Genomic DNA, 19,972 nt, shown 5'->3' with positions numbered 1-19,972 from the left:
GTCAGGCGCGCGGCGCCGTCTTCGGGACCATGGATTCGGGCCACTTGCGGCCCGGGTGGACGGCACCGCAGTTCGGGCACTCGCGGTCACTGCCGTAGAAGCCCTCGAAGGCGGGCGGCAGGTCGTCCACGATCGAGCGGACCTGCAGTTCGGCGCGGTGCACGAGGTGGTGGCACTCGGTGCAGTACCACTCGAACGCCTCCTTGAGGCCCTCGGGCCGCGGGATCTCCACCACGAGGCCGATCGAGCCCTCCTCGGGCCGCTGCGGGGAGTGCCGGACGTGCGGCGGCAGCAGGAACACGTCGCCCTCGTTGATCTGCAGGTCGGTGGGCGGCTTGCCCTCCTCCTCCATGACCCGCAGGACCATGTTGCCCTTGAGCTGGTAGAAGAACTCCTCGGTCGGGTCGTCGTGGAAGTCGGTGCGCTGGTTCGGCCCGCCGACCACCATGACGATCAGCCCGGCGTCGTCGAACACCTGGACGTTCCCGACCGGCGGCTTCAGCAGGTCGCGGTGCTCGTCGATCCACGCCTGGAAGTTGAAGGGGCGTCCGAACGTCAGCTGCGGCAGGGTCATGCTCCGGCCTCCTCGCCGTTGCGTGGGATGTGGGCGATGCACGAGATCTCGATGAGCAGGTGCGGGTGGGGAAGCTGGTGGACCGCGACGGTGGTGCGGGCCGGGCCGGTCTCGTCGAAGTACTCGCCGTAGACCTCGTTGTAGCCGCCGAAGTCGTTCATGTTCACCAGGTAGGTGGTGACGCTGACGACGTCGGACAGCCCTCCCCCGGCGGCCTCCAGCAGGTCGGCGATGTTCTCGATGACGGCGCGGGTCTGCGCGCGGATGTCGAGGTCGGTGACGCCCATCGCGTCGGCGCTCGCGCCGGCGAACGTGCCGTCGGGGCGCCGCGAGCTGGTGCCGGACACGAACACGAAGTCGCCGGCCCGCTTCACGTGCGGGAACCGCCCGCGCGGCTTGGCCTTGCCCTCGACGAGGATCGCGTCGCTCATCGGGTCGTCACCTCCACGCTGCCGAGGCCGGCGCCGGTGACGCGGACGTGCGCGTCCTTCGGCAGCGGGACGGCGGCGGTCGCGGCGCCCGCCAGCACCACCCAGCCGGGCTCCAGCGTGATGCCGGCGCCGAGCGCGAGCCGCGCTGCGGCGCGCAGCGACCGGGCCGGGTCGCCGAGGATCGCGGCGGACGACCCGGTCTGCACCGGCCGCCCGTCGATCTCCATGAGCAGCCCGACGTTGGACAGGTCGCGCGGCTCGTGCCACGCGCCGAACCCGTAGAGGGCGGCGGAGGCGTTGTCGGCGATCACGTCCGGGAGCGTGAACTTGAAGTCCTCGTAGCGGGAGTCGAGGATCTCGAACCCGACGGCGACGCCCGCCACGGCCGACTCGACCTCGGCGACAGAGCGGACCTCGCGGCCGATCAGGTACACGATCTCCGGCTCGATGCGCGGGTGGATGAGGGCCGACAGGTCCGCCGACGTCCCGGCCTGCATGCGGTCGGTGAGCAGGCCCCAGATGACGTCGTCGACGCCCATCTGGACCATCTTCGCGCGGCTGGTGAACCCCATCTTCACGCCGGAGAGCCGCTCCCCGCGCGCCGTGCGCCGCTCGATCAGCTCGCGCTGCACGGCGTACGCGGTCGGCACGTCGAACGGTGCGGCTTCGGTGAGCTTCGGGATCGCGCGGACGTCGCGGACGGCGCCGTCCAGCGTCGCGGCGAGCGCGTGCACGTCGACCATCAGGAGACCTCCTTGCCGAAGGCGACGCGGACGTCGCCGAGGCCGTCGATGCGGGCTTCGAACACGTCGCCGGGCGCGGCCGGGACGACCGGGCCGAGCGCGCCGGTCAGCACCGTGTCGCCGGCGCGCAGCGGGCGCCCGACGCGGGCGAGGGTGTCGGCGAGCCACAGCGCGGCGTTCAGCGGGTGGCCGAGGCACGCGGCGCCGGTTCCGCTGGACAGCTGCTCGCCGCGCCGCTCCAGCACCATCCCGCACAGCCGCAGGTCCACGTCCTCCAGCCGGACGGGCCGGTTGCCGAGCGCGTACATGCCGGACGAGGCGTTGTCGGCGACGGTGTCGGCGAGCGTGATGTCCCAGTCGCGGATGCGGCTGCCGACGATCTCGATCGCCGGGAGCGCGAACGCGGTCGCGCGGATGAGGTCGGCGACGGTGTGCCGCTCGTGTGTCAGGTCGTGCTCCAGCACGAGCGCGACCTCCGCCTCGACACGCGGCTGCAGGACCGCGCCGGCCGGGATCTCGTCGCCGTCCGGGACGGCCATGTCGGCGTACAGCATCCCGAAGTCGGGGCTGTCGACGCGCATCTGCTCCTGCACGGCGCGGGACGTGAGGCCGATCTTGCGGCCGGACAGCCGCCGCCCCTCCCCGAGCCACCGCTCGGTCATCCGGTCCTGCACGGCGTAGGCGTCGTCGGCGGTCGCGATGAGGTCGCGGACGGGCTCGCACGGGACGCCGGAGGCGTAGGCGCCGAGAAGCCTCCCGGCCGCCGCGTCGATGTCGCTGGTCACTTGGCTCGCTCTCAGATCTGGATGCACACGTTGACGGGCTCGGAGAAGAAGTCCAGTGAGTACTCTCCCCCTTCGCGGCCGATCCCGGAGGCTTTGACGCCGCCGAAGGGGGTGCGGAGGTCGCGCAGGTTCCAGCAGTTCACCCAGACGATGCCGGTCTCCACCTTCGGCGCGACCCGGTGCGCCCGGGACAGGTCGCGGGTCCAGACGGTGGACGCGAGGCCGTAGGGGCTGTCGTTGGCGAGCCGGAGCGCCTCGTCCTCGGTGTCGAACGGCGCGACGTGGCAGACCGGCCCGAAGATCTCCTCGCGGACGGTCCGGGCCGTCTCGGGGAGGCCGGTCAGCACGGTCGGCTCGACGTGGAAGCCGCCGTCGCGCGCGTCGCCGAACGAGGGCGCGCCGCCGCCCGCGACCACGGTCGCGCCCTCCTCGCGGGCGAGCCGGTAGTACGACAGCACCTTGTCGCGGTGCGCGGCGGAGATCATCGGCCCGTAGTCCGCGAGTTCCTTCGCGCGCGCACCGAGCCCTTCAACGAACTCGTCGAAGATGGGCCGCTCGACGTAGACGCGTTCCGTGCACAGGCAGATCTGGCCGGAGTGGGTGAAGGACGAGCGGACCGTGCCCTCGACGGCGGCGTCGAGGTCGGCGTCGGCGAACACCAGCGCCGGGTTCTTGCCGCCGAGCTCGAACGAGACGGGCGTGACGTGGTCGGCGGCGTTGCGCATGATCGCCGAACCGGTCGCGGACTCGCCGGTGAAGGCGATGGCGTCGACGCCCGGGTGCCCGGTGAGGAACTCCCCGGCGGCGCCCGGGCCGTGCCCGTGCACCAGGTTGAAGGCGCCCGCCGGCAGCCCCGCCTGGTCGATGACCTGGGCGAGCAGCGTCGCGGTGGACGGCGTCTCCTCCGACGGCTTGACGACGACCGCGTTCCCGGCCGCGAGCGCCGGCGCGACCTTCCAGGTCATCAGCAGCAGCGGCAGGTTCCACGGCGAGATGATCGCGACGACGCCGAGCGGGCGCCGCACCGTGTAGTTCAGGGCCTGCCCGCCGCCGGCGCTCCAGCCCGGGACCTGCGTGGTGTAGGCCCGCTCGGGCCGCCCGTACAGCAGGTCGGCATAGGCGCGGAAGTTGCCGATGGCGCGGGGCACGTCGACGGTCTCGGCGAACGCGCGGGGACGGCCGGTGTCGGCGATCTCGGCGTCCACGAACTCCGCGAACCGCGCCTGGATCCCGTCGGCGATCCGGCGCATCGCCGCGGCCCGCTCCTCGACGCCGGCCGCGCCCCAGGGCCCGCGCAGCGCCTCGCGCGCCGCCGCCACCGCGTCGTCCACGACCTCGCGCGGCGCCTCCGGGACGGCGCCGATCTCCGCGCCGTCCGCGGGCGAGATCAGCGGGAAGGCCGGTCCGTCCGAACGGAACTCCCCGCCGACGTAGTGCTCAGCCTTCATTCCGCTCCTCCACGACGCGATCTGCCCGGACGGTCCGATCCTCTGCCCGCGGAGCTATGCCGTGCAAATACCAAAGATCCGCAGAGCTATGACGATGCTGTGATATCAAAGCGGTATGCGCGCGATCGACCTGCTCAACGGGCGGCTGAAGCTGCGGCACCTCGTCCTCGTCGTCGCCATCGCCGACCAGGGCAGCGTGCTGCGCGCCGCCGAGCACCTGCGGCTGGCGCAGCCCGCGGTGACGCGCAGCCTCCGCGAGGTCGAGCACATCCTCGGCGTCGAGCTGTTCACCCGCGGCCCGCGCGGCGTGACGCCGACGATGTTCGGCGACGCGTTCGTCGAGCACGCCCGGGCCGTGCTGGCCGAGCTGCGCCGCGCCGGCGAGCGGATCAGCGGCCTCGCCGACGGCGAGGTCGGCACCGTCACCATCGGCACCCTGCTGGCCGGCTCGAACGTGCTGCTGCCGCGCGCGATCGCGGCGCTGAAGAAGGACCGCCCCGGCATCACCGTGATCGTCCAGGAGGCCACCTTCGACGCGCAGGTGCCGCGGCTGCTGGACGGCGAGATCGACCTGATCCTCGGCCGCCTCAACCCGATCGGCGACCTGCGCGGGCTGCGCCAGATCACCCTGTACGGCGAGCCGATCCGGCTGGTGGCGCGGCACGGCCATCCGGCCCGGTCCCGCGCCGGGCTCGCGCTCGCCGACCTGCTCGACTACCCGTGGGTGCTGCCGCTGGAGCAGACCGCACTGCGCGCCGAGCTGGAGCAGGTGTTCCGCGCCGAGGGCCTCGAGCCGCCCGGCGACCTGGTCGAGTGCACGTCGGTGCTGACCGTCCGGACGCTGGTCCGCGACACCGACATGATCGCCGCGCTGCCGCAGCTGGTCGCCCGGACCGATGGCGACATCGCGCCGCTGCCGGTGCCGCTGGAGACCGTCCGCCGCCAGGTCGGCGTCACGCTGCCCGCGCACCGCGCGCCGACCCCGTCGGCCCGGCTGATGCTCGACCACCTGCGCCGCGAGGCCACGAAGATCGCGGCGGCGTGATCACAGCGGCCTGATCACAGAGAGCGGACCAGGCCGAGCAGCGCTTTGAAGGGCGCCGACGCCGGGTCGCCGAGGTCGAGCACCACGTCGAAGTGGTCGCGGTCCGGCACCACCATCGCCTCGCCGCCGTCCCACAGCGGCGCGAACCTCCGCGACTGCTCCACGAACCCGGTGCCGTCGTGCTCGGCGACCGCAATGACCGCCGGGCAGCGCCGCTCGCGCGGCAGCAGCGCGGGGCTGAGCGCCGCGGCCCGCTCCACGTCCAGCTTCACGTACTCGTTGACGTAGACGCGGGTGATCGGGCGGATGTCGAACAGCCCGCTGAACGGCATGGCGGCCTTCACGACGTCCTCGGGCAGGCCGAACCCCTCCTGCCAGCCGCCGACCATCGTCATGCCGGTGAGGTGCCCGCCGGCGGAGCTGCCGCCGACCACGATCCGCTCCGGGTCGAGGCCGTGCTCGCGGCCGTGCCGGTGCACCCAGGCGATGGACGCCCGCACCTGCCGGACGATCTCCTCCAGCGTTGCCTTCGGCGCGAGGGTGTAGTCCGGGACGACAGTGGCGATGCCGTGCTCGTAGAGCGCGCGCGCCATGAAGGACGAGTCGGCGCGCGACAGCGCCATCCAGTAGCCGCCGTGCAGGAACACGAACACCGGGCGCAGGCCGTCGTCGCCGACGCCCCACACGTCCAGCCGCTCACCGCTCGGCTCGTCGTAGACGATCCCCGGGTGGCCCGGCAGCCCGTCCACGGCCGCCTCCGACTCGGCCCGGTACCGGGCCATGTGCCGCTCGAACAGCTCGGGCCCGGCCTTGCGCCGCACGTTGTAGGCGACGTCCAGTTCCTCGTCGCTCAGCTCGCTGCCCGGCCAGTCGTCCAGATCGACCACTCCACCCACCCCTCCCGGTCCGCCCCAGCCTCCCCCCGGTGCCCCGGATCGATCAAATACCCGTCTCGTCCCCCGCTATCACCATCGCGCTATGCCGGCACCCATCCGGCTATGCCCAGACCGGCTCGTCCGACTCGGTGACCCGTCCGTCGGCGCCGAACACCAGGTACCGGTCGAAGTCGGCGGCGAACCAGCGGTCGTGCGTGACGGCCAGGACGGTCCCGGAGTACGCCGCGAGACCGTCCTGCAGCGCCTCGGCGCTCGCCAGGTCGAGGTTGTCGGTCGGTTCGTCGAGGAGCAGCAGCGTCGCACCGGACAGCTCCAGCAGCAGGATCTGCAGCCGCGCCTGCTGCCCGCCCGACAGCGTCTCGAACGGCCGGGCCCCTGCGGGCGCCAGCTCGTAGCGGGCCAGCGCCGCCATCGCGTCGTTGCGGGTCAGGGCGTGCTCGGACATGACGGTCTCGGCCGGCGTCCGGCCGTGCAGGTCCGGCCGCGCGTGCGTCTGGACGAAGTGGCCGGGGACGACCCGCGCCCCGAGCCGCGCCTCGCCGCCGTGCGGCACGTCGGCCCCGGCGAGCAGCCGCAGGAACGTCGACTTGCCCGAGCCGTTCGAGCCCAGCACCGCGACGCGCTCGCCGTACCGGACCTCCAGGTCGAAGGGACGGGCGAGGCCGGTCAGCTCCAGCGCCTCGCACACCAGGGCGCGCTTGCCGGTGCGGCCGCCGCGCAACCGCATCCGCACGTTCTGCTCCTTCGGCGCGCTCCGCGGCGGCCCGGCCTCCTCGAACCGGCGCAGCCGGGTGCGCGCCGCCTGGTACGACGAGGCGACCGCGTCGTTGTTCGCCGCCCGCTGCCGCAGCGTGTGGACCAGCCGCTTGAGCCGCGCGTGCTCCTCGTCCCATCGGCGGCGCCGCTCGTGCAGCCGGTCGGTGCGCTCGCGCCGCGCCGCCGCGTACCCGGCGAAGCCGCCGCCGTGCACCCAGAGGTCCCGGGACTCCACGGTGACGATGCGGTCGGCGGCGTCGGCCAGCAGCCGCCGGTCGTGCGAGACCAGCAGGACGGTCTTGCCCGCCGCCCGCAGCCGTCCGGCCAGCCACTCCTTGCCGGGCACGTCGAGGTAGTTGTCGGGCTCGTCGAGCAGGAGCACCTCGTCGGGGCCGCGCAGCAGCGCTTCCAGGACGAGCCGCTTCTGCTCGCCGCCCGACAGCGTGCGGACGCCGCGCGCCGCGGCACGGTCCAAGGGCAGGCCGAGCGCGGCGGTCGTGCAGGTGTCCCAGACGACCTCGATGTCGTAGCCGCCCGCGTCGGTGTAGTCGGCGATGGCCCGCGCGTAGGCGAACTGGCTCTCCTCGCTCTCGCCCAGCTCGCGCTCCGCCCTCGCCAGTGCCCCGGCGGCGGCGCGAACCGGTGCGGGCGCCACCGACAGCAGCAGGTCGCGGACGGTGCGGTCGTCCCGGACGCCGCCGATGAACTGCCGCATCACCCCGAGCCCGCCGGTGCTCGTCACGGTTCCGGACGACGGCGCGACGTCCCCGGCGATCAGGCGCAGCAGCGTGGTCTTGCCCGCGCCGTTCGGGCCGACGAGCGCGGCCTTCGCTCCTTCGCCGATCCGGAAGGAGACGTCGTCGAGCAGCGGCCGGCCGTCCGGCAGCAGGTACGTCAGGCGGCTCACCTCGATGTGCCCCATCGCGCCTCCTCGTACAGCGTTCGATATACCGGATCATAGATCTAGTACCCGCCCAATGTACTAGCCTGGTCGCATGACCGAGAGCGTGTGGCTGCGCGAGACCCGCCGGCGGCGCGAGGCGCCGCCGCTGAGCCGCGGGCGGATCGTCGCCGAGGCCGTGGCGCTGCTGGACGAGGAGGGCGCGGACCGGCTGACGATGCGCCGGCTCGCCGAGCGCCTGGACACCGGATCCACGACGCTGTACTGGCACGTCAAGACCAAGGACGACGTGCTCGACCTCGCCCTCGACACGATCTTCGGCGAGGTGGCGGTCCCGCCGGGCGCGCGCGGCTGGCGCGCGGACGTGGCCTCGCTGGTGCACGGATGGCGGGCGGCGATGCTGCGCCATCCGTGGTCGGTCGCCGTGCTCGGGCGTCCGCTGCTGGGCCCGAACGTCCTGGCGCGCACCGAGTTCCTGCACGCTTCGCTCGCCGGCGCGGGCCTCACCGGCCCCGACCTGGTCGCGGCGGCCTACGCGCTCGCCAATCTCGTCATCGGCTCCGCGCTGATGCAGGTCGCCTCCGGCGGCGCCGACGAGGCACGAGAGGCAGCGGACGGCCTCCTCGCCCGGGAGCGGGACCGGTACCCGAGCCTGGCGGCGCACGGGCACCTCAGCGGCCACGACTGGGACGACGCGTTCGCCCGCGGTCTCGACTTCCTCCTGGACGGGATCGCCCACCGGATCTGAGCCGGCGGAAACGGGCCGCGCCCGGCCCCGACGACACGGGACCGGGCGCGGCGCGGAGCGGTCAGAGGACCTTGCTGAGAAACGCCTTCGTACGCTCGTTCGACGGGTTGTCGAGCACGTCGGCGGGCCGTCCCGACTCGACGACGACCCCGCCGTCCATGAACACGACCCGGTCGGCCACCTCGCGCGCGAAGCCGATCTCGTGCGTGACGACGATCATGGTGAGGCCCTCCTCGGCGAGGGTCTTCATCGTCTCCAGCACGTCGCCGACCAGCTCGGGGTCCAGCGCGCTCGTCGGCTCGTCGAACAGCATCAGCTTCGGCCGCATCGCCAGCGCGCGGGCGATCGCGACGCGCTGCTGCTGGCCGCCGGACAGCTGGCGCGGGTAGCCGTCCGCCTTGTCGGCGAGCCCGACCTTGGCGAGCAGCTCGCGGGCCCGCTCCCGCGCCTGGGCCCGGGGCTCCCGGCGCACGCCCGTGGGCGCCTCGATGACGTTCTGCAGGACGGTCAGGTGCGGGAACAGGTTGAACTGCTGGAACACCATGCCGATCTCGCGGCGCTGCCGGGTGACGTCGCGCTTGCGCAGGTGCCGCACCTTCCCGCCGGACGCGCTGAACCCGATCAGCTCGCCGTCCACGTGCACCGAGCCGCCGTCGATGGTCTCCAGGTGGTTGACGCAGCGCAGGAACGTCGACTTGCCGGACCCGGACGGCCCGAGGATCACGACGACCTCGCCGGGGTCCACGTCCAGGTCGACGCCCTTCAGCACCTCCAGGTGCCCGAACTTCTTGCGGACGCCCCGCGCCCGGACCATCGGCACCCCGCTGCGGGGCGCGCCCTTCTCCTGCGGCTTGTCCTTCTCCAGCGTGCTCAAGCGGTCACCTCCGGGGGCGGAACCGGGCGGCGGCGCCGCATCAGGACGAAGTCCCAGAAGCCCTGCCGGGCGTTGCGGGTCGCGCCGCGCGCGTAGTGGTGCTCGATGAACGACTGCCCGACGTACAGGATCGAGGTGATCACGAGGTACCAGAGGCAGGCGACGAGCAGCAGCGGGATGGTCTGGAACGTCCGGTTGTAGATGGACTGGACGGTGTAGAGCAGGTCGGCGAGCGCGATCACGCTGACCAGCGAGGTGGCCTTCAGCATGTTGATCACCTGGCTGCCGGTGGGCGGCACGATGAACCGCATCGCCTGCGGCAGCACGATCCGGCGGAACGTGCGGACGCCGCCCATCCCGAGCGCCTGCGCGGCCTCGGCCTGGCCGGGGTCGACGGCGAGCAGCCCGCCGCGGATGATCTCGGCCATGTAGGCGGCCTCGTTCAGGCCGAGCCCGAGGATCGCGGCGACCAGCGGGGTGATGAGCTGGTTGGTGCTGCCGTGCGCGAACTCCGGCCCGAACGGGATCCCGACCGAGATGCGCGGCAGCAGCGCCGACAGGTTGTACCAGATGACCAGCTGCACCAGCACCGGGATGCCGCGGAAGAACCACACGTAGAGCCCGCAGGCGGTGCGCAGCAGCGGGTTGTCCGACAGCCGCCCGACCGCGAGCAGGATCCCGCCCGCGATGCCGACCGCCATCGCGATGACGGTGAGTTCGAGCGTGACGGCGATACCGTCCCCGATGAGGGAGGCGTTGATGTAGCGGCCGACGACGTCCCACTGGAAGTTGTCGTTGGTCCAGAGCAGGTGGACGAACTGGGCCGCGAGGACCAGCACGACCAGCGAGGCCACCCACCGCAGCGGGTGCCGGACGTGCGCCGCGCCGGCCACGTCGACGTCGGCGACGGCGTCGCCGGAGCGCTTCTCGGTCATGGTCACCGGCGGTTCACCCCTCCCTGGGCGCCAGGTTCACGCCCGGCTCGTCGAGCATGTTCGCGGTCAGTCCCCATTCGGTCATGACCTTCTTGTAGGTGCCGTTCTCCACGAGCTTGCGCAGCGCCCGCAGCAGGACGTCCTTCAGCGGCGAGTCCTTCGCCACGACGGCGCCCTGGTAGAGGTCGCCGAACCCGTTGGCCTTCCCGGTGCCCGCGAGCTGCAGGTCGTCGCCGGACTGCTTGACGAAGTAGCCGAGCGGCGCCTGCGAGGAGAAGAACGCGTCGGCGCGATGGGAGCGGACGGCGAGGGTCGCGGTCGGCTGGTCCTTGTACGACTGGACCTGCACGGCCGGCTTGCCCTGCTGGACGCAGGTGCCCGACTGCTTCTTGACCACGTCCTCGGCGGAGCCGCCCGCCATCACCGAGATCTTCAGCCCGCACGTGTCGGCGATGGAACCGATGTGCTTCGGGTTGCCCTTCGGGACGGCGAACACGACGAACTCGCGCACCCAGTCGACGAAGACGTTGTCGCCCTCCCGGTCGGGGAAGTCGCCGATCGGGCCGAGCGCGAAGTCGTACCGGCCCGCCTTGATGCCGGTCAGCTCGCTGGGCAGCCCGTCGACGGTGACGTGCTCGATCTTCACTCCGAGCAGCTGGCTGAGCGCGGTCGCGAGGTCGGCGGACGCGCCCGACAGCGACCGGCCGTCCGACCCGGCGATCTCGTACGGCGGGAACGAGCCGTTGTTGACCGAGATCAGCTTGCCGGACGCCTTCTTCTTGGCGGGCAGCGCGTCGTGCAGCGCGTGGTCGATGGTCTGGCGCAGGTCGGCGTCCTTGACGCCCTGCGCGGACTTGCCGCCGCCGAGGATCCCCTCGGCCTCGGGCGGGTTCGCGCCGCACGCGGCCGTCGCGGCGAGCAGCGCGCCCGCGAGCGCGGCGGAGATCGCCGTGCGGCCCCTCATGCCGTCTCCTCTCTGGGCCGGATGGACGGGTCGACCCGGAAGCGCCGGTTCGCGAGCACCGGCAGCTTGCGCCGGGCCTCGTCGAGCTCCTCGCGGTCGGCGACCGCCCACAGCAGCCCGGGCCGGTCGGCGAGCCGGTCGCGGACGATGCCGAGCGGGTCGACGACCATGCTCGCGCCGATGTTGCGGCGGCCGCACTCGCCGGAGGCCGCCACGTAGCAGGTGTTCTCCAGCGCCCGGGCGGTGACCATGACCTCCCAGTGCCGCTCCTTGGCGGGGCCGCGCACCCAGGCCGCCGGCAGGGCGAGCACCTCGGCGCCCGCGTCGACCAGCAGTCTGGCCATTTCCGGGAATCTTACGTCGTAGCAGGTCATGAGCCCCACCCGCCAGCCGGCGCAGTCGAACACCACGGGTTCGCCGTCGCCGGGGCGGACCCGGTCGGACTCCCGCGAGCCGAACGCGTCGTACAGGTGGACCTTCCGGTACGCGGCGACGATCCCGCCGTCGCGGATCGCGGCGAGGGTGTTGTGCACCTTTCCGTCTCCGGCGGGCTCGTGGATCCCGACGACGACGGTGGTGCGGGTGCCCGCGGTGTGCTCCAGCAGGCCCGTGACGAACGGGCCGTCGAGCGGCTGCGCGGCCTCGGCGATCCGGTGGGGCTCGTCGATGAACAGCGCGAGGGAGTCCTCGGGCAGGACGAGCAGGTCCGCGCCGCCCTCCACGGCCTCGTCGACGAGCGTCATGCAGGTCTTGAGGTTGGTCTGCCAGTCCTCGGTGGAGGCGAACTGGCCCACGGCGATCCTCACGCGAAGACCTCCTCGGCCTTGATGGGGCGGGGCGCGATGCCCTGCTCGTGCAGTTCTTCGCAGAACGCCGCGACCATCGCGGCGTTGGCCTCGGCGCCGTACGGCATCCAGTCGGCGCCGAAGAGGCGCGCCTGGGTCTCCAGCTCGTCCAGCAGCCAGGGGGTGGTGTCGGTGAGCAGCCGGCGGCGCTGCAGCCACACGCGCTTGGACTCGTCGAAGGCGTCCTGCAGCACTTCGGGCAGCCACGGGTGCTCGTCCACGACCTCGCGTTTCAGGGCAAGGATGTGGATGCCGGGGACGAAGCCGGTGCGGGCGAAGTACTCCTGCTCGGCGCCGCGGTGGTCCTCGTAGAGGTGCCGGAACCGGCTGTGCGGCGTGAACATCTCCGGCGGCATGAACGGGGTGAAGACGGCGTCGAAGGTGCCGTCGGCGAGCCCGTCGACCAGCGAGCGGTCCGCGACCCGCACGTTGGCGGGAAGCGGGCGCGTCCCGAGCCGGTCCTTGCCGGACTCGCCCTCGGTCAGGGGGCCGACGCGCCACTGGATCGCCGACAGGTCGACGCCCTCGGCGCGCAGCAGCGCCCGGGTCCAGGTGTTGCCGGAGTCGGGCCAGCCGGTCAGCCCGATCGTCGCGCCGGCCAGGTCGCGCGGCGCGGCGAACGCGCTGTCGTTCCGGACGAGCACGCAGCGCTGCCGGAAGCCGCGCATCACGAACACCGGCAGCCCGGCGAGGCGCTCGTCGCCGTCGCCGCGGCCGAGGGCGTACCGGCTGAACGACGTCTCGCCGCCGTCCAGGTCCGGTTCGGCGAGGACGTCCGGGGTGACCTCCCGGGTCTCGATCTCCAGCGCCACGCCGCGGGCGCGCACCCGGCCGGTGAGCAGCGGGACGAGATGGTCCCAGTCCCGCAGCGCCAGGCGAATACGTGGAATCGGCACAACGCTCCATTTCTGCATGTGACAGGGGGTTTGCCGCGCTCTGGGCGCGATGGGACCCGACTTTAGGCCGCGTTTGTACCGCGTACAATGGGTGTTTTGTTACTACACAAAGTTTTGCGCGGAGGTAACGTGATCGACGCGGCATGGCTGGCCGAGCGCATCGGCGACCGCACGGCCCGGGGCATCGCCGCCTCGATGACCAACCTGATCCGCAGCGGGGAGCTCCCGGCCGGGACGCGGCTGCCGACCGTGCGGGGGCTGGCCGCCGAGCTCGGCGTCAGCCCCGGCACCGTCGCCGACGCCTGGTCGACGCTGCGCCGGCACCGCGTCGTCAGCGCCCAGCGGCGCCGCGGCACGGTCGTGATCGGCCCGCCGAACGTCCCGCACCCGACCCGGTACGAGCGCATCGGCGAGTTCGGCAACCGGCTGGCCGTCGACCTCGCGATCGCCGCGCCCGACCCGGCGCTGCTGCCGCCGCTGGACGCCGCGCTGGCCGCCGGCGCCCGCACCGCGCGGCTGAACGACTACGCCCGGGAGACGATCACCCCGGCGCTGCGCGCGGCCGTCGAGCCCGCCTGGCCGTTCCCTCCCGCCGGGATGCTCGCCGTCGGCGGCGGCTACGAGGGCGTCCAGCTCGTCTGCCAGACCGTCGCCGTGCCGGGAGACCGCGTCGCCGTCGAGGACCCGACCGGCGCCCGCCTGCTCGACATCCTGGAGGCGCAGGGCGCCGAGGTCGTGCCGGTCGCCTGCGACGACGAGGGGCCCGAGCCGGACGCGCTCGCCGAGGCGCTCGCCACCAAGCCCGCCGCGTTCGTCTACCAGCCGCGCGCCCACACCCCGCGCGGGCACGCGCTGACCCCGGCGCGGGCGGCGGCCCTCGCGGAGCTGCTCGCCCCGACCAACACCCTCGCCGTCGAGGACGACGGGACCGGCGAGGTGTCGTCCTCGCCGATGGTCAGCCTCGGAGCGCACCTCCCCGAGCGGACGGTGCTCGTCCGCTCGTACTCCAAGTCGCACGGCCCCGATCTGCGCATCGCCGTGATCGGCGGCGCGGCCGAACCGGTGGAGCGCGTCCGCGTGCTGCGCAGCTTCGGCACCGGCTGGACGAGCCGCGTCCTCCAGGACGCGCTGGCGCACCTGCTGACCGATCCGGGCGCCGTCGCGGCCGTCGCCCGGGCCCGCGCCGCCTACGCCGAACGCCGCGAGAGCCTCGCGTCCGCCCTCGCCGAGCGCGGCGTCCGCACCGGGAACCGGGACGGGCTGATGCTGTGGGTCCCGGTCGCCGACGAGTCCGCCGCGCTGGTCACGCTCGCGGCGCACGGGGTCGCCGCGGTCCCGGGCAGCCGGTACCAGATCGTCCCGGCGGGCGCCCACGTCCGGATCGCGACCGGCCGCCTTCCCGACGCCCCGCTCAGCGTCGCGGAGCTCGCCGACCTCGTGGCGCTGGCGGCGGGTCCTCACTGAGAGCGGCGAGCCCGGGCAGCTCGTCGGCGTGCATCTGCAGGTACACGCCCAGCGTCTCCGGGATGAGGTCGACCGGCGCCAGGCCCGCCGGCGTGCACGGGAAGCGGTCGACGCCGTACTCGCCCTTGGACGGGTCGTCGAACTCGGGGCCGTGGCGGCGCGCCAGGTCCATCGTCAGGAGCCGGCAGACGTAGAAGACGTTGAGGCGGTGCAGCTCGGGGGTCTGCTCGGCGCACGCGAACACCTGCCGGACGGGCCCGGCGGTGGCGCCGAGCTCCTCGTCGAGTTCGCGGCGCAGCGCCGCCTCCGGACCGGCGTCGGTCGGCTCGATCTTGCCGCCCGGCGTCGTCCAGTAGACGGCGCGGCCCGGCACGGTGCGGCGCAGCAGGACCAGGTCGCCGCCGTCGAGCAGCAGCGCCCGGACGGCCCGCCGGACGCGGGGCACGGACCCGGCGGTCATGAGTTGAGGTAGGCGAGGACGGCCAGGACGCGCCGGTGCCCGCTGTCGGTCGGCGGCAGGCCCAGCTTGGCGAACACCGCGCCGATGTGCTTGCTGACCGACCGCTCGGTGATGACGAGGGTCGTCGCGATCGTGGCGTTGTCGAGGCCCTGCGCCATCAGCCCGAGCACCTCGCGCTCGCGCGGCGTGAGGGCCTGCAGCGGGTCGCTGCGGGAGGTCATCAGCTGCGAGACGACCTCGGGGTCGAGGGCGGTGCCGCCGGCGGCGACGCGCGACAGCGCGTCGAGGAACTCGTCGACCCGGCTGACGCGGTCCTTGAGCAGGTACCCGACGCCCTCCGCGCCCCCGGACAGCAGCTCGGCGGCGTAGGTCTCCTCCACGTACTGCGACAGCACCAGCACCGGGAGGCCGGGGATGCGCTTGCGGGCCTCGATGGCGGCGCGCAGGCCCTCGTCCCGGAACCCGGGCGGGAGCCGGACGTCCAGGACGGCGGCGTCGGGCCGGTGCTCCAGCAGCGCGGGCAGCACCTCGGGGCCGCTGCCGGCGACCGCGGCGACCTCGTGCCCGTCGGAGGTCAGCAGCAGCACCAGGCCCTCGCGCAGCAGCACGTTGTCCTCGGCGATCACGATCCGCACGGCAGGTCCGCTTCCAGCGTCGTCCCTCCCCCGTCGGGGCTGTCGATGCGGGTGGTCCCGTCGAGCGCGGCCACCCGGCGGCGGATGCCGGCCAGCCCGCTCCCGCGGCCCGCGTCGGCCCCGCCCTTGCCATCATCGCGCACCCGGATCAGCAGCCGGGCCCCTTCGCGGCGGACGGTGACGGACGCGGTGCGGGCTCCGCTGTGCTTGGCGATGTTGGTGAGCGCCTCCGCGACGACGAAGTAGGCGGCGGCCTCGACGGCCGCGGGCGCTCGTCCGGCCTCGTCGAGGTCCATCTCGACCGGGATGTGCTGCCCGGCGGCGAGCGCGCGCACGGCCCCGGCGAGGCCCCGGTCGGACAGGATCGGCGGGTACACGCCGCGGATGACGGTCCGCAGCTGGGTCAGCGCCTCCTCCACGCCGTCCCGCGCCTCCAGGAACAGCGCGCGGGCGGCGTCCGGGTCGGTGTCGAAGCGGCGGTCGGCGAGGCCGAGCCGCAGCGCGACCGCGACGAGCTGCGCCTGCGTCCCGTCGTGCAGGTCGCGCTCGATCCGGCGCAGCTCGGCGCCGTGCGCCTCCAGCGCCTCGGCGCGGGTCTCGGTGAGCTCCTCGACCCGCTCGGTCAGGCTGGTGCGGCGGGTGGGGCGCAGCAGCACCTCCGCCAGCCGCGCCTGCCAGCGCACGAGCCGCGGCACGAGCCACAGCAGCAGCGCCAGGTCGAAGGCCGTCTGGAGCAACGGGAGCGTGAGCGCCTGCGGCCAGGTGTACAGATCTACGAACGCCGACACCGAGCCCTTCGGCGCCGCCCACCACCACAGCGGCATCGACGCCGAGTACGGGATCGCCGGCCAGAGCCCGACCGCCAGCACCGCCATCAGCAGGCCCGTGTACCCGTGCGCCACCATCCACGCGATGTCGCGCCACAGCGCCGGCGAACGCACGATCCGGCGCGCCTCCCGCAGCCCGGCGTCCTCCCGCCCGTACGGCTCGGGGATCTCGCGGCCGAGCACCTGACCCGCCCGGCGGCGTTCCGCGTTCGCGAGCGCGCGCAGCGGTTTGACGGCGTCCGGAAGCCAGGGCAGCGCGACGACCAGCAGGGCGAGGAACAGCAGCAGCGGCGCCACGCCGAACAGCGCGGGCACGGTGATGCGCAGCGCGCCCACCAGCCGGCCGGTCGCCTCCGCGCTGCGCCGCAGCGCCGCTGTCACGCTCATCTGTGCCCTTGTCATGTCGTCTCACCGCACACGCTATGTGAGCGCGCCGCGCGGCGCACCGGAGCCAGGCCCCCTGCCGATGGTGTAGCGGGCTACACCATCGATCGGGGAGTGCGCCCCGATGTGGCCGCCCCGCCCCGGAACCTAGGTTCGTCCTGGTGAGAGCGGGTTTCCCACGGAGGGCGAGCATGACGACGATGACGGCCGAGGCGACCGCGGTGGCGGTGCGCCTGGAGTCGGTCACCAGGACCTACGGCGCGGTGCGGGCGCTGGACGACGTCACCTGGACGTTCCCGCGCGGCGGGTTCACGGCGGTGATGGGGCCGTCGGGCTCGGGCAAGAGCACGTTCCTGCACTGCGCGTCCGGGCTGGACCGGCCGACCGCCGGGACGGTCCGGATCGCCGGGACCGACCTCGGCCGGCTCGGCGAGGCGAAGCTGACCCGGCTGCGCCGCGAGCGGATCGGGTTCGTGTTCCAGGCGTTCAACCTGATCCCGTCGATGGACGTCGAGCAGAACATCACGCTGCCGCTGCGGCTCGGCGGCGTCGAACCCGACCCCGCGTGGCTGGACGAGGTGGTGCGCCGGGTCGGTCTCACGGACCGGCTGCGGCACCGCCCGGCGGAGCTGTCGGGCGGGCAGCAGCAGCGCGCCGCCGTCGCCCGCGCGCTGATCACCCGTCCGGAGGTGGTGTTCGCCGACGAGCCGACCGGCGCGCTCGACCCGCGGTCGGCGCGCGGCGTCCTGCGGCTGCTGCGCGAGGCGGCGGACGTGACCGGGCAGACGGTCGTGCTGGTCACGCACGATCCGCTGGCCGCGGCCACCGCCGACTCGGTGCTGTTCCTCAGCGGCGGACGGATCGTCGACGAGCTGTCCGCGCCGTCGGTCGCGGCCGTGATGAACCGGTGGGAGTCGCTGTGAAGAGGCTGGAGGGGAAGGGCGCGTTCGCGGGCGTCTTCGCGGCGCTGCTGTTCGCCGCGGTCCTGGTCGGGGCGTGCGGGGTGCTGCTGGAGTCGGCGCTGCTGGCGCACGCGCCGGTGGACCGGTACGCCGCGGCGGACGCGGTCGTGACGGGGCCGACGAGCGTGACGCGGCAGATGAAGCGCGTCGGTTCCGACCCGGAGAAGCAGAGCAGGCCCGTCGCCGAGCGCGCGCGGGTCCCCGTGGCGGCGGCCGGGACGCTGCGGTCGGTGCCGGGTGTCCGGGCGGTAATCGCGGATGTGTCGTTCCCCGTCCTGACGCCCACCGGGCGCGCGGTGACGGGCCACGGCTGGGACACTGCCGCGCTGCGGCCCTACAAGCTGAGCGAGGGCCGGGCGCCGCAGGGGCCGGACGAGGTGGTGCTGAGCCGGTCGGCCGGCGTCCGGGCGGGCTCGACCGTCCGGTTGCAGGCCGGCGGGACGCCCCGCCCGTTCCGGGTCTCCGGGCTGGTGTCGTCCGGGCCTGCGGCGGCGTTCTTCACCACCGCGACCGCGACGGCACTGAACGGGCATCCCGGGCAGGCCGACGCCCTCGCGGTGCTCACCCGCGGGAAACCGGACGCGGACGCGCTGCGCAAGGCCGCCCCCGGCCTGACGGTCGCGACCGGCGCGGCGCGCGGCGACGCCGAGGACCGCGCCGTCGCCTCCGCGCGCCCCGACATCGTGGAGATCGCCGCGTCGTTCGGCGGCGTCGCCGTCATGACGGCGCTGGTCGTCGTCGGCGGGCTGATCGTGCTGTCGGTGCGGGAGCGCGGACGGGAGTTCGCGCTGCTGCGCGCGGTCGGCGCGACGCCCTGGCAGGTGCGGGGGCGGCTCGTGCGCGAGACCGCGCGGGCGGCGGTGCCGGCCGCGCTGGCCGGCGGCGTGCTGTCGCTCGGCGCGGGGGCGGCGATGCACGCCGCGATGATCCGCAAGGGCGTGCTCCCGGACGGCTTCGGGCTCTCGCTCACCCCGTTGCCGGCGCTGGCGGCGATCGCCGTCACCGTCCTCGCCGCGACCGTGTCCGCGCTGCTCGCCTCGCTGCGGATCTCCCGGATCCGGCCGGTGCAGGCCCTCGGCGAGTCGGCCGCCGAGCCGGCGCGGCTCCCCCGCTGGCGGGTCATCGCGGGCGCCGTCCTCCTCGTCGCCGGCGCGAACGCGCTCGGGGTCGCGGCGGTCACGACCGGGCCGACCGCGAGCGCCTCGCTCGGCGGGCTGGTCATGGCGCTGATCGTCGCGGTCGCGCTGCTGGGTCCGCTGCTGGCGCGGGCCGGCGAGCGGGTCCTCGGGCGCGCCGCCGCCACGCTGTCCCCGGTCGCGGGGCGGCTGGCCCGCCACGCGGCGAGCGCCGCCGCGCTGCGCGCCGGCTCGATCATGACGCCGGTCGCGCTGGCCGTCGCGTTCGCGGGCGTGCAGCTGTTCGCGCAGTCCACGGTCGTCCACGCGACCGCCGTGCAGTTCGCCGACGGGAACCGCGCCGACCAGGTCATCGTCGCCGACGGCCCGGGCCTGCCGCAGGGCGCGGCGGACGCGGCGCGGCGCGTCCCCGGCGTGACCGCCGCGACGCCCGTCAAGCGCACCACGGTCGTCATGGCCGTGAAGGAACTGGGCGAGAAGAACCTGCGGTCGCTGACCGCGCAGGGCGTCGGCGCGGACGCCGCCGCCACGATGGACCCGAAGGTCACCGCCGGCGGCCTCGGCGCCCTGCGCGGTGCCACGGTCGCGCTCAGCCGGGACGTCGCCGGAGGGCTGCACGTCGGCTCCACCACGCCGCTGTGGCTGGGCGACGGCACGCGGATCGACGCCCGGGTCGTCGCGGTGTACGACCGGGGCCTCGGTTTCGGCGACGTCCTGCTCCCCCATGACCTCGCCGTCGCGCACTCGTCGACCCCGCTCGACGACCACGTCCTCGTGCGCGGGCACGCCGACCTCCGGTCCGTCACCGCCGCGTACCTCGGCGCACGGGCCGTCGACCGCGACGCGTTCGGCGCCGAACTCTCGGCCGAGACGCGCCTGCAGGGCTTCATCAACTATGTCGTGGTCGGCGCGATCGCCGGGTTCATCCTCATCGGCCTCGTCACGACGCTGGCGCTCGCGACGGCCGCGCGGCACCGCGAGTTCGCCCTGCTCAGGCTCGTCGGCGCGACCCGCCGGCAGGTCATGCGGATGCTGCGGCTGGAGGCGCTCATCGTGCTCGGCACCGGCGCCGCAGCCGGGTCCCTCATCGTCGCGGTGGTCGTCCCCGCGTTCGCAACGGCGGTCACCGGGCTGCCGCTGCCCGCGGTGTCCCCGGTGACCTGCGCCGCGATCCTCGCGACCGTGGCGGGCTCCGGCGCCGCCGCCGTCCTCGTGCCGGCCGCGGCGATGCTCCGCCGGCGCACCTCCCCGAAGATCCACTGA

At 74.0% G+C, this 19,972-nt stretch carries 20 protein-coding genes; 5 read left to right on the top strand and 15 right to left on the bottom strand.

Features of this window, described 5'->3' with window-relative positions; translation table 11 throughout:
- Position 1: 1 nt before the first annotated feature.
- From AB0C78_RS18495 to AB0C78_RS18475, 5 genes are read right to left on the bottom strand one after another with little or no spacing between them, the layout of a single operon-like run.
- Positions 2-574: a 3-hydroxyanthranilate 3,4-dioxygenase gene (locus AB0C78_RS18495; protein ID WP_360749097.1), complete on the bottom strand. Its 573-nt coding sequence runs from the start codon at positions 572-574 to the stop codon at positions 2-4.
- Positions 571-1,005 carry a RidA family protein gene (locus AB0C78_RS18490; RefSeq protein WP_360749094.1) on the bottom strand — a complete coding sequence of 145 codons (435 nt, stop codon included), beginning with the start codon at positions 1,003-1,005 and terminating at the stop codon, positions 571-573. Before AB0C78_RS18490 ends, AB0C78_RS18495 begins: the two co-directional genes overlap by 4 nt.
- Positions 1,002-1,748: a fumarylacetoacetate hydrolase family protein gene (locus tag AB0C78_RS18485; RefSeq protein ID WP_360749091.1), complete on the bottom strand. Its 747-nt coding sequence runs from the start codon at positions 1,746-1,748 to the stop codon at positions 1,002-1,004. The genes AB0C78_RS18490 and AB0C78_RS18485 overlap by 4 nt, the downstream gene beginning before the upstream one ends.
- Complete coding sequence (locus AB0C78_RS18480; RefSeq protein WP_360749088.1) at positions 1,748-2,533, bottom strand: fumarylacetoacetate hydrolase family protein; 786 nt, start codon at positions 2,531-2,533, stop codon at positions 1,748-1,750. Before AB0C78_RS18480 ends, AB0C78_RS18485 begins: the two co-directional genes overlap by 1 nt.
- An 11-nt stretch (positions 2,534-2,544) precedes the next feature.
- A complete protein-coding gene (locus AB0C78_RS18475) occupies positions 2,545-3,981 on the bottom strand; it encodes a 2-hydroxymuconic semialdehyde dehydrogenase (RefSeq protein ID WP_360749085.1) in 1,437 nt (478 codons plus the stop codon).
- A 115-nt stretch (positions 3,982-4,096) separates the two neighbouring features.
- Here AB0C78_RS18475 and AB0C78_RS18470 point away from each other — a divergent pair, with 115 nt between their 5' ends.
- Positions 4,097-5,026, top strand: a complete 930-nt coding sequence (locus AB0C78_RS18470) for a LysR substrate-binding domain-containing protein (protein WP_360749082.1) — start codon at positions 4,097-4,099, stop codon at positions 5,024-5,026.
- 14 nt (positions 5,027-5,040) lie between these two features.
- On the opposite strand, the gene AB0C78_RS18465 is transcribed toward AB0C78_RS18470, so the two are convergent.
- Together AB0C78_RS18465 and AB0C78_RS18460 are read right to left on the bottom strand one after the other, a co-directional pair.
- A complete protein-coding gene (locus AB0C78_RS18465; protein ID WP_360749079.1) occupies positions 5,041-5,913 on the bottom strand; it encodes an alpha/beta hydrolase in 873 nt (290 codons plus the stop codon).
- Positions 5,914-6,022: 109 nt separating this feature from the next.
- Positions 6,023-7,600 (bottom strand): ATP-binding cassette domain-containing protein, encoded by a 1,578-nt coding sequence (locus AB0C78_RS18460; protein WP_360749076.1) that lies wholly within the window; start codon positions 7,598-7,600, stop codon positions 6,023-6,025.
- A 73-nt stretch (positions 7,601-7,673) separates the two neighbouring features.
- On the opposite strand from AB0C78_RS18460, the gene AB0C78_RS18455 reads away from it, so the two are divergent.
- The gene (locus AB0C78_RS18455) at positions 7,674-8,327 is read left to right on the top strand and encodes a TetR/AcrR family transcriptional regulator (RefSeq protein ID WP_360749073.1); all 654 of its coding nucleotides are present in this window, start codon (positions 7,674-7,676) and stop codon (positions 8,325-8,327) included.
- 61 nt (positions 8,328-8,388) lie between these two features.
- Here AB0C78_RS18455 and AB0C78_RS18450 read toward each other — a convergent pair whose 3' ends face one another.
- From AB0C78_RS18450 to AB0C78_RS18430, 5 genes are read right to left on the bottom strand one after another with little or no spacing between them, the layout of a single operon-like run.
- On the bottom strand, positions 8,389-9,141 hold the full coding sequence (locus tag AB0C78_RS18450) for an amino acid ABC transporter ATP-binding protein (protein WP_173101883.1): 753 nt from the start codon (positions 9,139-9,141) through the stop codon (positions 8,389-8,391).
- Between the two features lie 56 nt (positions 9,142-9,197).
- Positions 9,198-10,136 carry an amino acid ABC transporter permease gene (locus AB0C78_RS18445; RefSeq protein WP_360749325.1) on the bottom strand — a complete coding sequence of 313 codons (939 nt, stop codon included), beginning with the start codon at positions 10,134-10,136 and terminating at the stop codon, positions 9,198-9,200.
- 13 nt (positions 10,137-10,149) lie between these two features.
- On the bottom strand, positions 10,150-11,100 hold the full coding sequence (locus AB0C78_RS18440; RefSeq protein WP_360749069.1) for an ABC transporter substrate-binding protein: 951 nt from the start codon (positions 11,098-11,100) through the stop codon (positions 10,150-10,152).
- Positions 11,097-11,906 (bottom strand): deaminated glutathione amidase, encoded by an 810-nt coding sequence (locus AB0C78_RS18435; RefSeq protein WP_360749066.1) that lies wholly within the window; start codon positions 11,904-11,906, stop codon positions 11,097-11,099. Before AB0C78_RS18435 ends, AB0C78_RS18440 begins: the two co-directional genes overlap by 4 nt.
- Positions 11,903-12,841 carry a hypothetical protein gene (locus AB0C78_RS18430; RefSeq protein ID WP_360749062.1) on the bottom strand — a complete coding sequence of 313 codons (939 nt, stop codon included), beginning with the start codon at positions 12,839-12,841 and terminating at the stop codon, positions 11,903-11,905. Before AB0C78_RS18430 ends, AB0C78_RS18435 begins: the two co-directional genes overlap by 4 nt.
- A 129-nt stretch (positions 12,842-12,970) precedes the next feature.
- Here AB0C78_RS18430 and AB0C78_RS18425 point away from each other — a divergent pair, with 129 nt between their 5' ends.
- On the top strand, positions 12,971-14,305 hold the full coding sequence (locus AB0C78_RS18425; RefSeq protein WP_360749060.1) for an aminotransferase class I/II-fold pyridoxal phosphate-dependent enzyme: 1,335 nt from the start codon (positions 12,971-12,973) through the stop codon (positions 14,303-14,305).
- Here AB0C78_RS18425 and AB0C78_RS18420 read toward each other — a convergent pair.
- Genes AB0C78_RS18420 through AB0C78_RS18410 form a run of 3 tightly spaced genes read right to left on the bottom strand, consistent with a single transcriptional unit; the run spans position 14,253 to position 16,614 of the window.
- Entirely contained in the window at positions 14,253-14,765 is a 513-nt protein-coding gene (locus AB0C78_RS18420) for an NUDIX hydrolase (RefSeq protein WP_360749057.1), read from the bottom strand. The two genes, AB0C78_RS18425 and AB0C78_RS18420, sit on opposite strands and share 53 nt — an antisense overlap.
- Positions 14,762-15,400, bottom strand: a complete 639-nt coding sequence (locus AB0C78_RS18415; protein WP_360749054.1) for a response regulator transcription factor — start codon at positions 15,398-15,400, stop codon at positions 14,762-14,764. The genes AB0C78_RS18420 and AB0C78_RS18415 overlap by 4 nt, the downstream gene beginning before the upstream one ends.
- Positions 15,388-16,614, bottom strand: a complete 1,227-nt coding sequence (locus AB0C78_RS18410) for a sensor domain-containing protein (protein ID WP_360749051.1) — start codon at positions 16,612-16,614, stop codon at positions 15,388-15,390. The genes AB0C78_RS18415 and AB0C78_RS18410 overlap by 13 nt, the downstream gene beginning before the upstream one ends.
- A gap of 197 nt (positions 16,615-16,811) precedes the next feature.
- On the opposite strand from AB0C78_RS18410, the gene AB0C78_RS18405 reads away from it, so the two are divergent.
- Positions 16,812-17,534: an ABC transporter ATP-binding protein gene (locus AB0C78_RS18405; RefSeq protein ID WP_360749321.1), complete on the top strand. Its 723-nt coding sequence runs from the start codon at positions 16,812-16,814 to the stop codon at positions 17,532-17,534.
- Complete coding sequence (locus AB0C78_RS18400) at positions 17,531-19,972, top strand: FtsX-like permease family protein (RefSeq protein WP_360749048.1); 2,442 nt, start codon at positions 17,531-17,533, stop codon at positions 19,970-19,972. The genes AB0C78_RS18405 and AB0C78_RS18400 overlap by 4 nt, the downstream gene beginning before the upstream one ends.

It is taken from the genome of Actinomadura sp. NPDC048394 (genome assembly GCF_040651755.1).
In the GTDB taxonomy this organism is placed as follows: Bacteria; Actinomycetota; Actinomycetes; order Streptosporangiales; family Streptosporangiaceae; genus Spirillospora; species Spirillospora montaniterrae.
Note: the sequence above shows the minus strand (reverse complement) of the source record. Positions and strands in the feature narration are given on the sequence as shown.

What these genes read in the sequence shown, in the direction of transcription:
- AB0C78_RS18495 (WP_360749097.1), bottom strand. Translation starts at nt 574, where the DNA reads ATGACCCTGCCGCAGCTGACGTTCGGACGCCCCTTCAACTTCCAGGCG.
- AB0C78_RS18490 (WP_360749094.1), bottom strand. Translation starts at nt 1,005, where the DNA reads ATGAGCGACGCGATCCTCGTCGAGGGCAAGGCCAAGCCGCGCGGGCGG.
- AB0C78_RS18485 (WP_360749091.1), bottom strand. Translation starts at nt 1,748, where the DNA reads ATGGTCGACGTGCACGCGCTCGCCGCGACGCTGGACGGCGCCGTCCGC.
- AB0C78_RS18475 (WP_360749085.1), bottom strand. Translation starts at nt 3,981, where the DNA reads ATGAAGGCTGAGCACTACGTCGGCGGGGAGTTCCGTTCGGACGGACCG.
- AB0C78_RS18470 (WP_360749082.1), top strand. Translation starts at nt 4,097, where the DNA reads ATGCGCGCGATCGACCTGCTCAACGGGCGGCTGAAGCTGCGGCACCTC.
- AB0C78_RS18460 (WP_360749076.1), bottom strand. Translation starts at nt 7,600, where the DNA reads ATGGGGCACATCGAGGTGAGCCGCCTGACGTACCTGCTGCCGGACGGC.
- AB0C78_RS18455 (WP_360749073.1), top strand. Translation starts at nt 7,674, where the DNA reads ATGACCGAGAGCGTGTGGCTGCGCGAGACCCGCCGGCGGCGCGAGGCG.
- AB0C78_RS18450 (WP_173101883.1), bottom strand. Translation starts at nt 9,141, where the DNA reads ATGGTCCGGGCGCGGGGCGTCCGCAAGAAGTTCGGGCACCTGGAGGTG.
- AB0C78_RS18445 (WP_360749325.1), bottom strand. Translation starts at nt 10,136, where the DNA reads ATGACCGAGAAGCGCTCCGGCGACGCCGTCGCCGACGTCGACGTGGCC.
- AB0C78_RS18440 (WP_360749069.1), bottom strand. Translation starts at nt 11,100, where the DNA reads ATGAGGGGCCGCACGGCGATCTCCGCCGCGCTCGCGGGCGCGCTGCTC.
- AB0C78_RS18420 (WP_360749057.1), bottom strand. Translation starts at nt 14,765, where the DNA reads ATGACCGCCGGGTCCGTGCCCCGCGTCCGGCGGGCCGTCCGGGCGCTG.
- AB0C78_RS18410 (WP_360749051.1), bottom strand. Translation starts at nt 16,614, where the DNA reads ATGAGCGTGACAGCGGCGCTGCGGCGCAGCGCGGAGGCGACCGGCCGG.
- AB0C78_RS18405 (WP_360749321.1), top strand. Translation starts at nt 16,812, where the DNA reads ATGACGGCCGAGGCGACCGCGGTGGCGGTGCGCCTGGAGTCGGTCACC.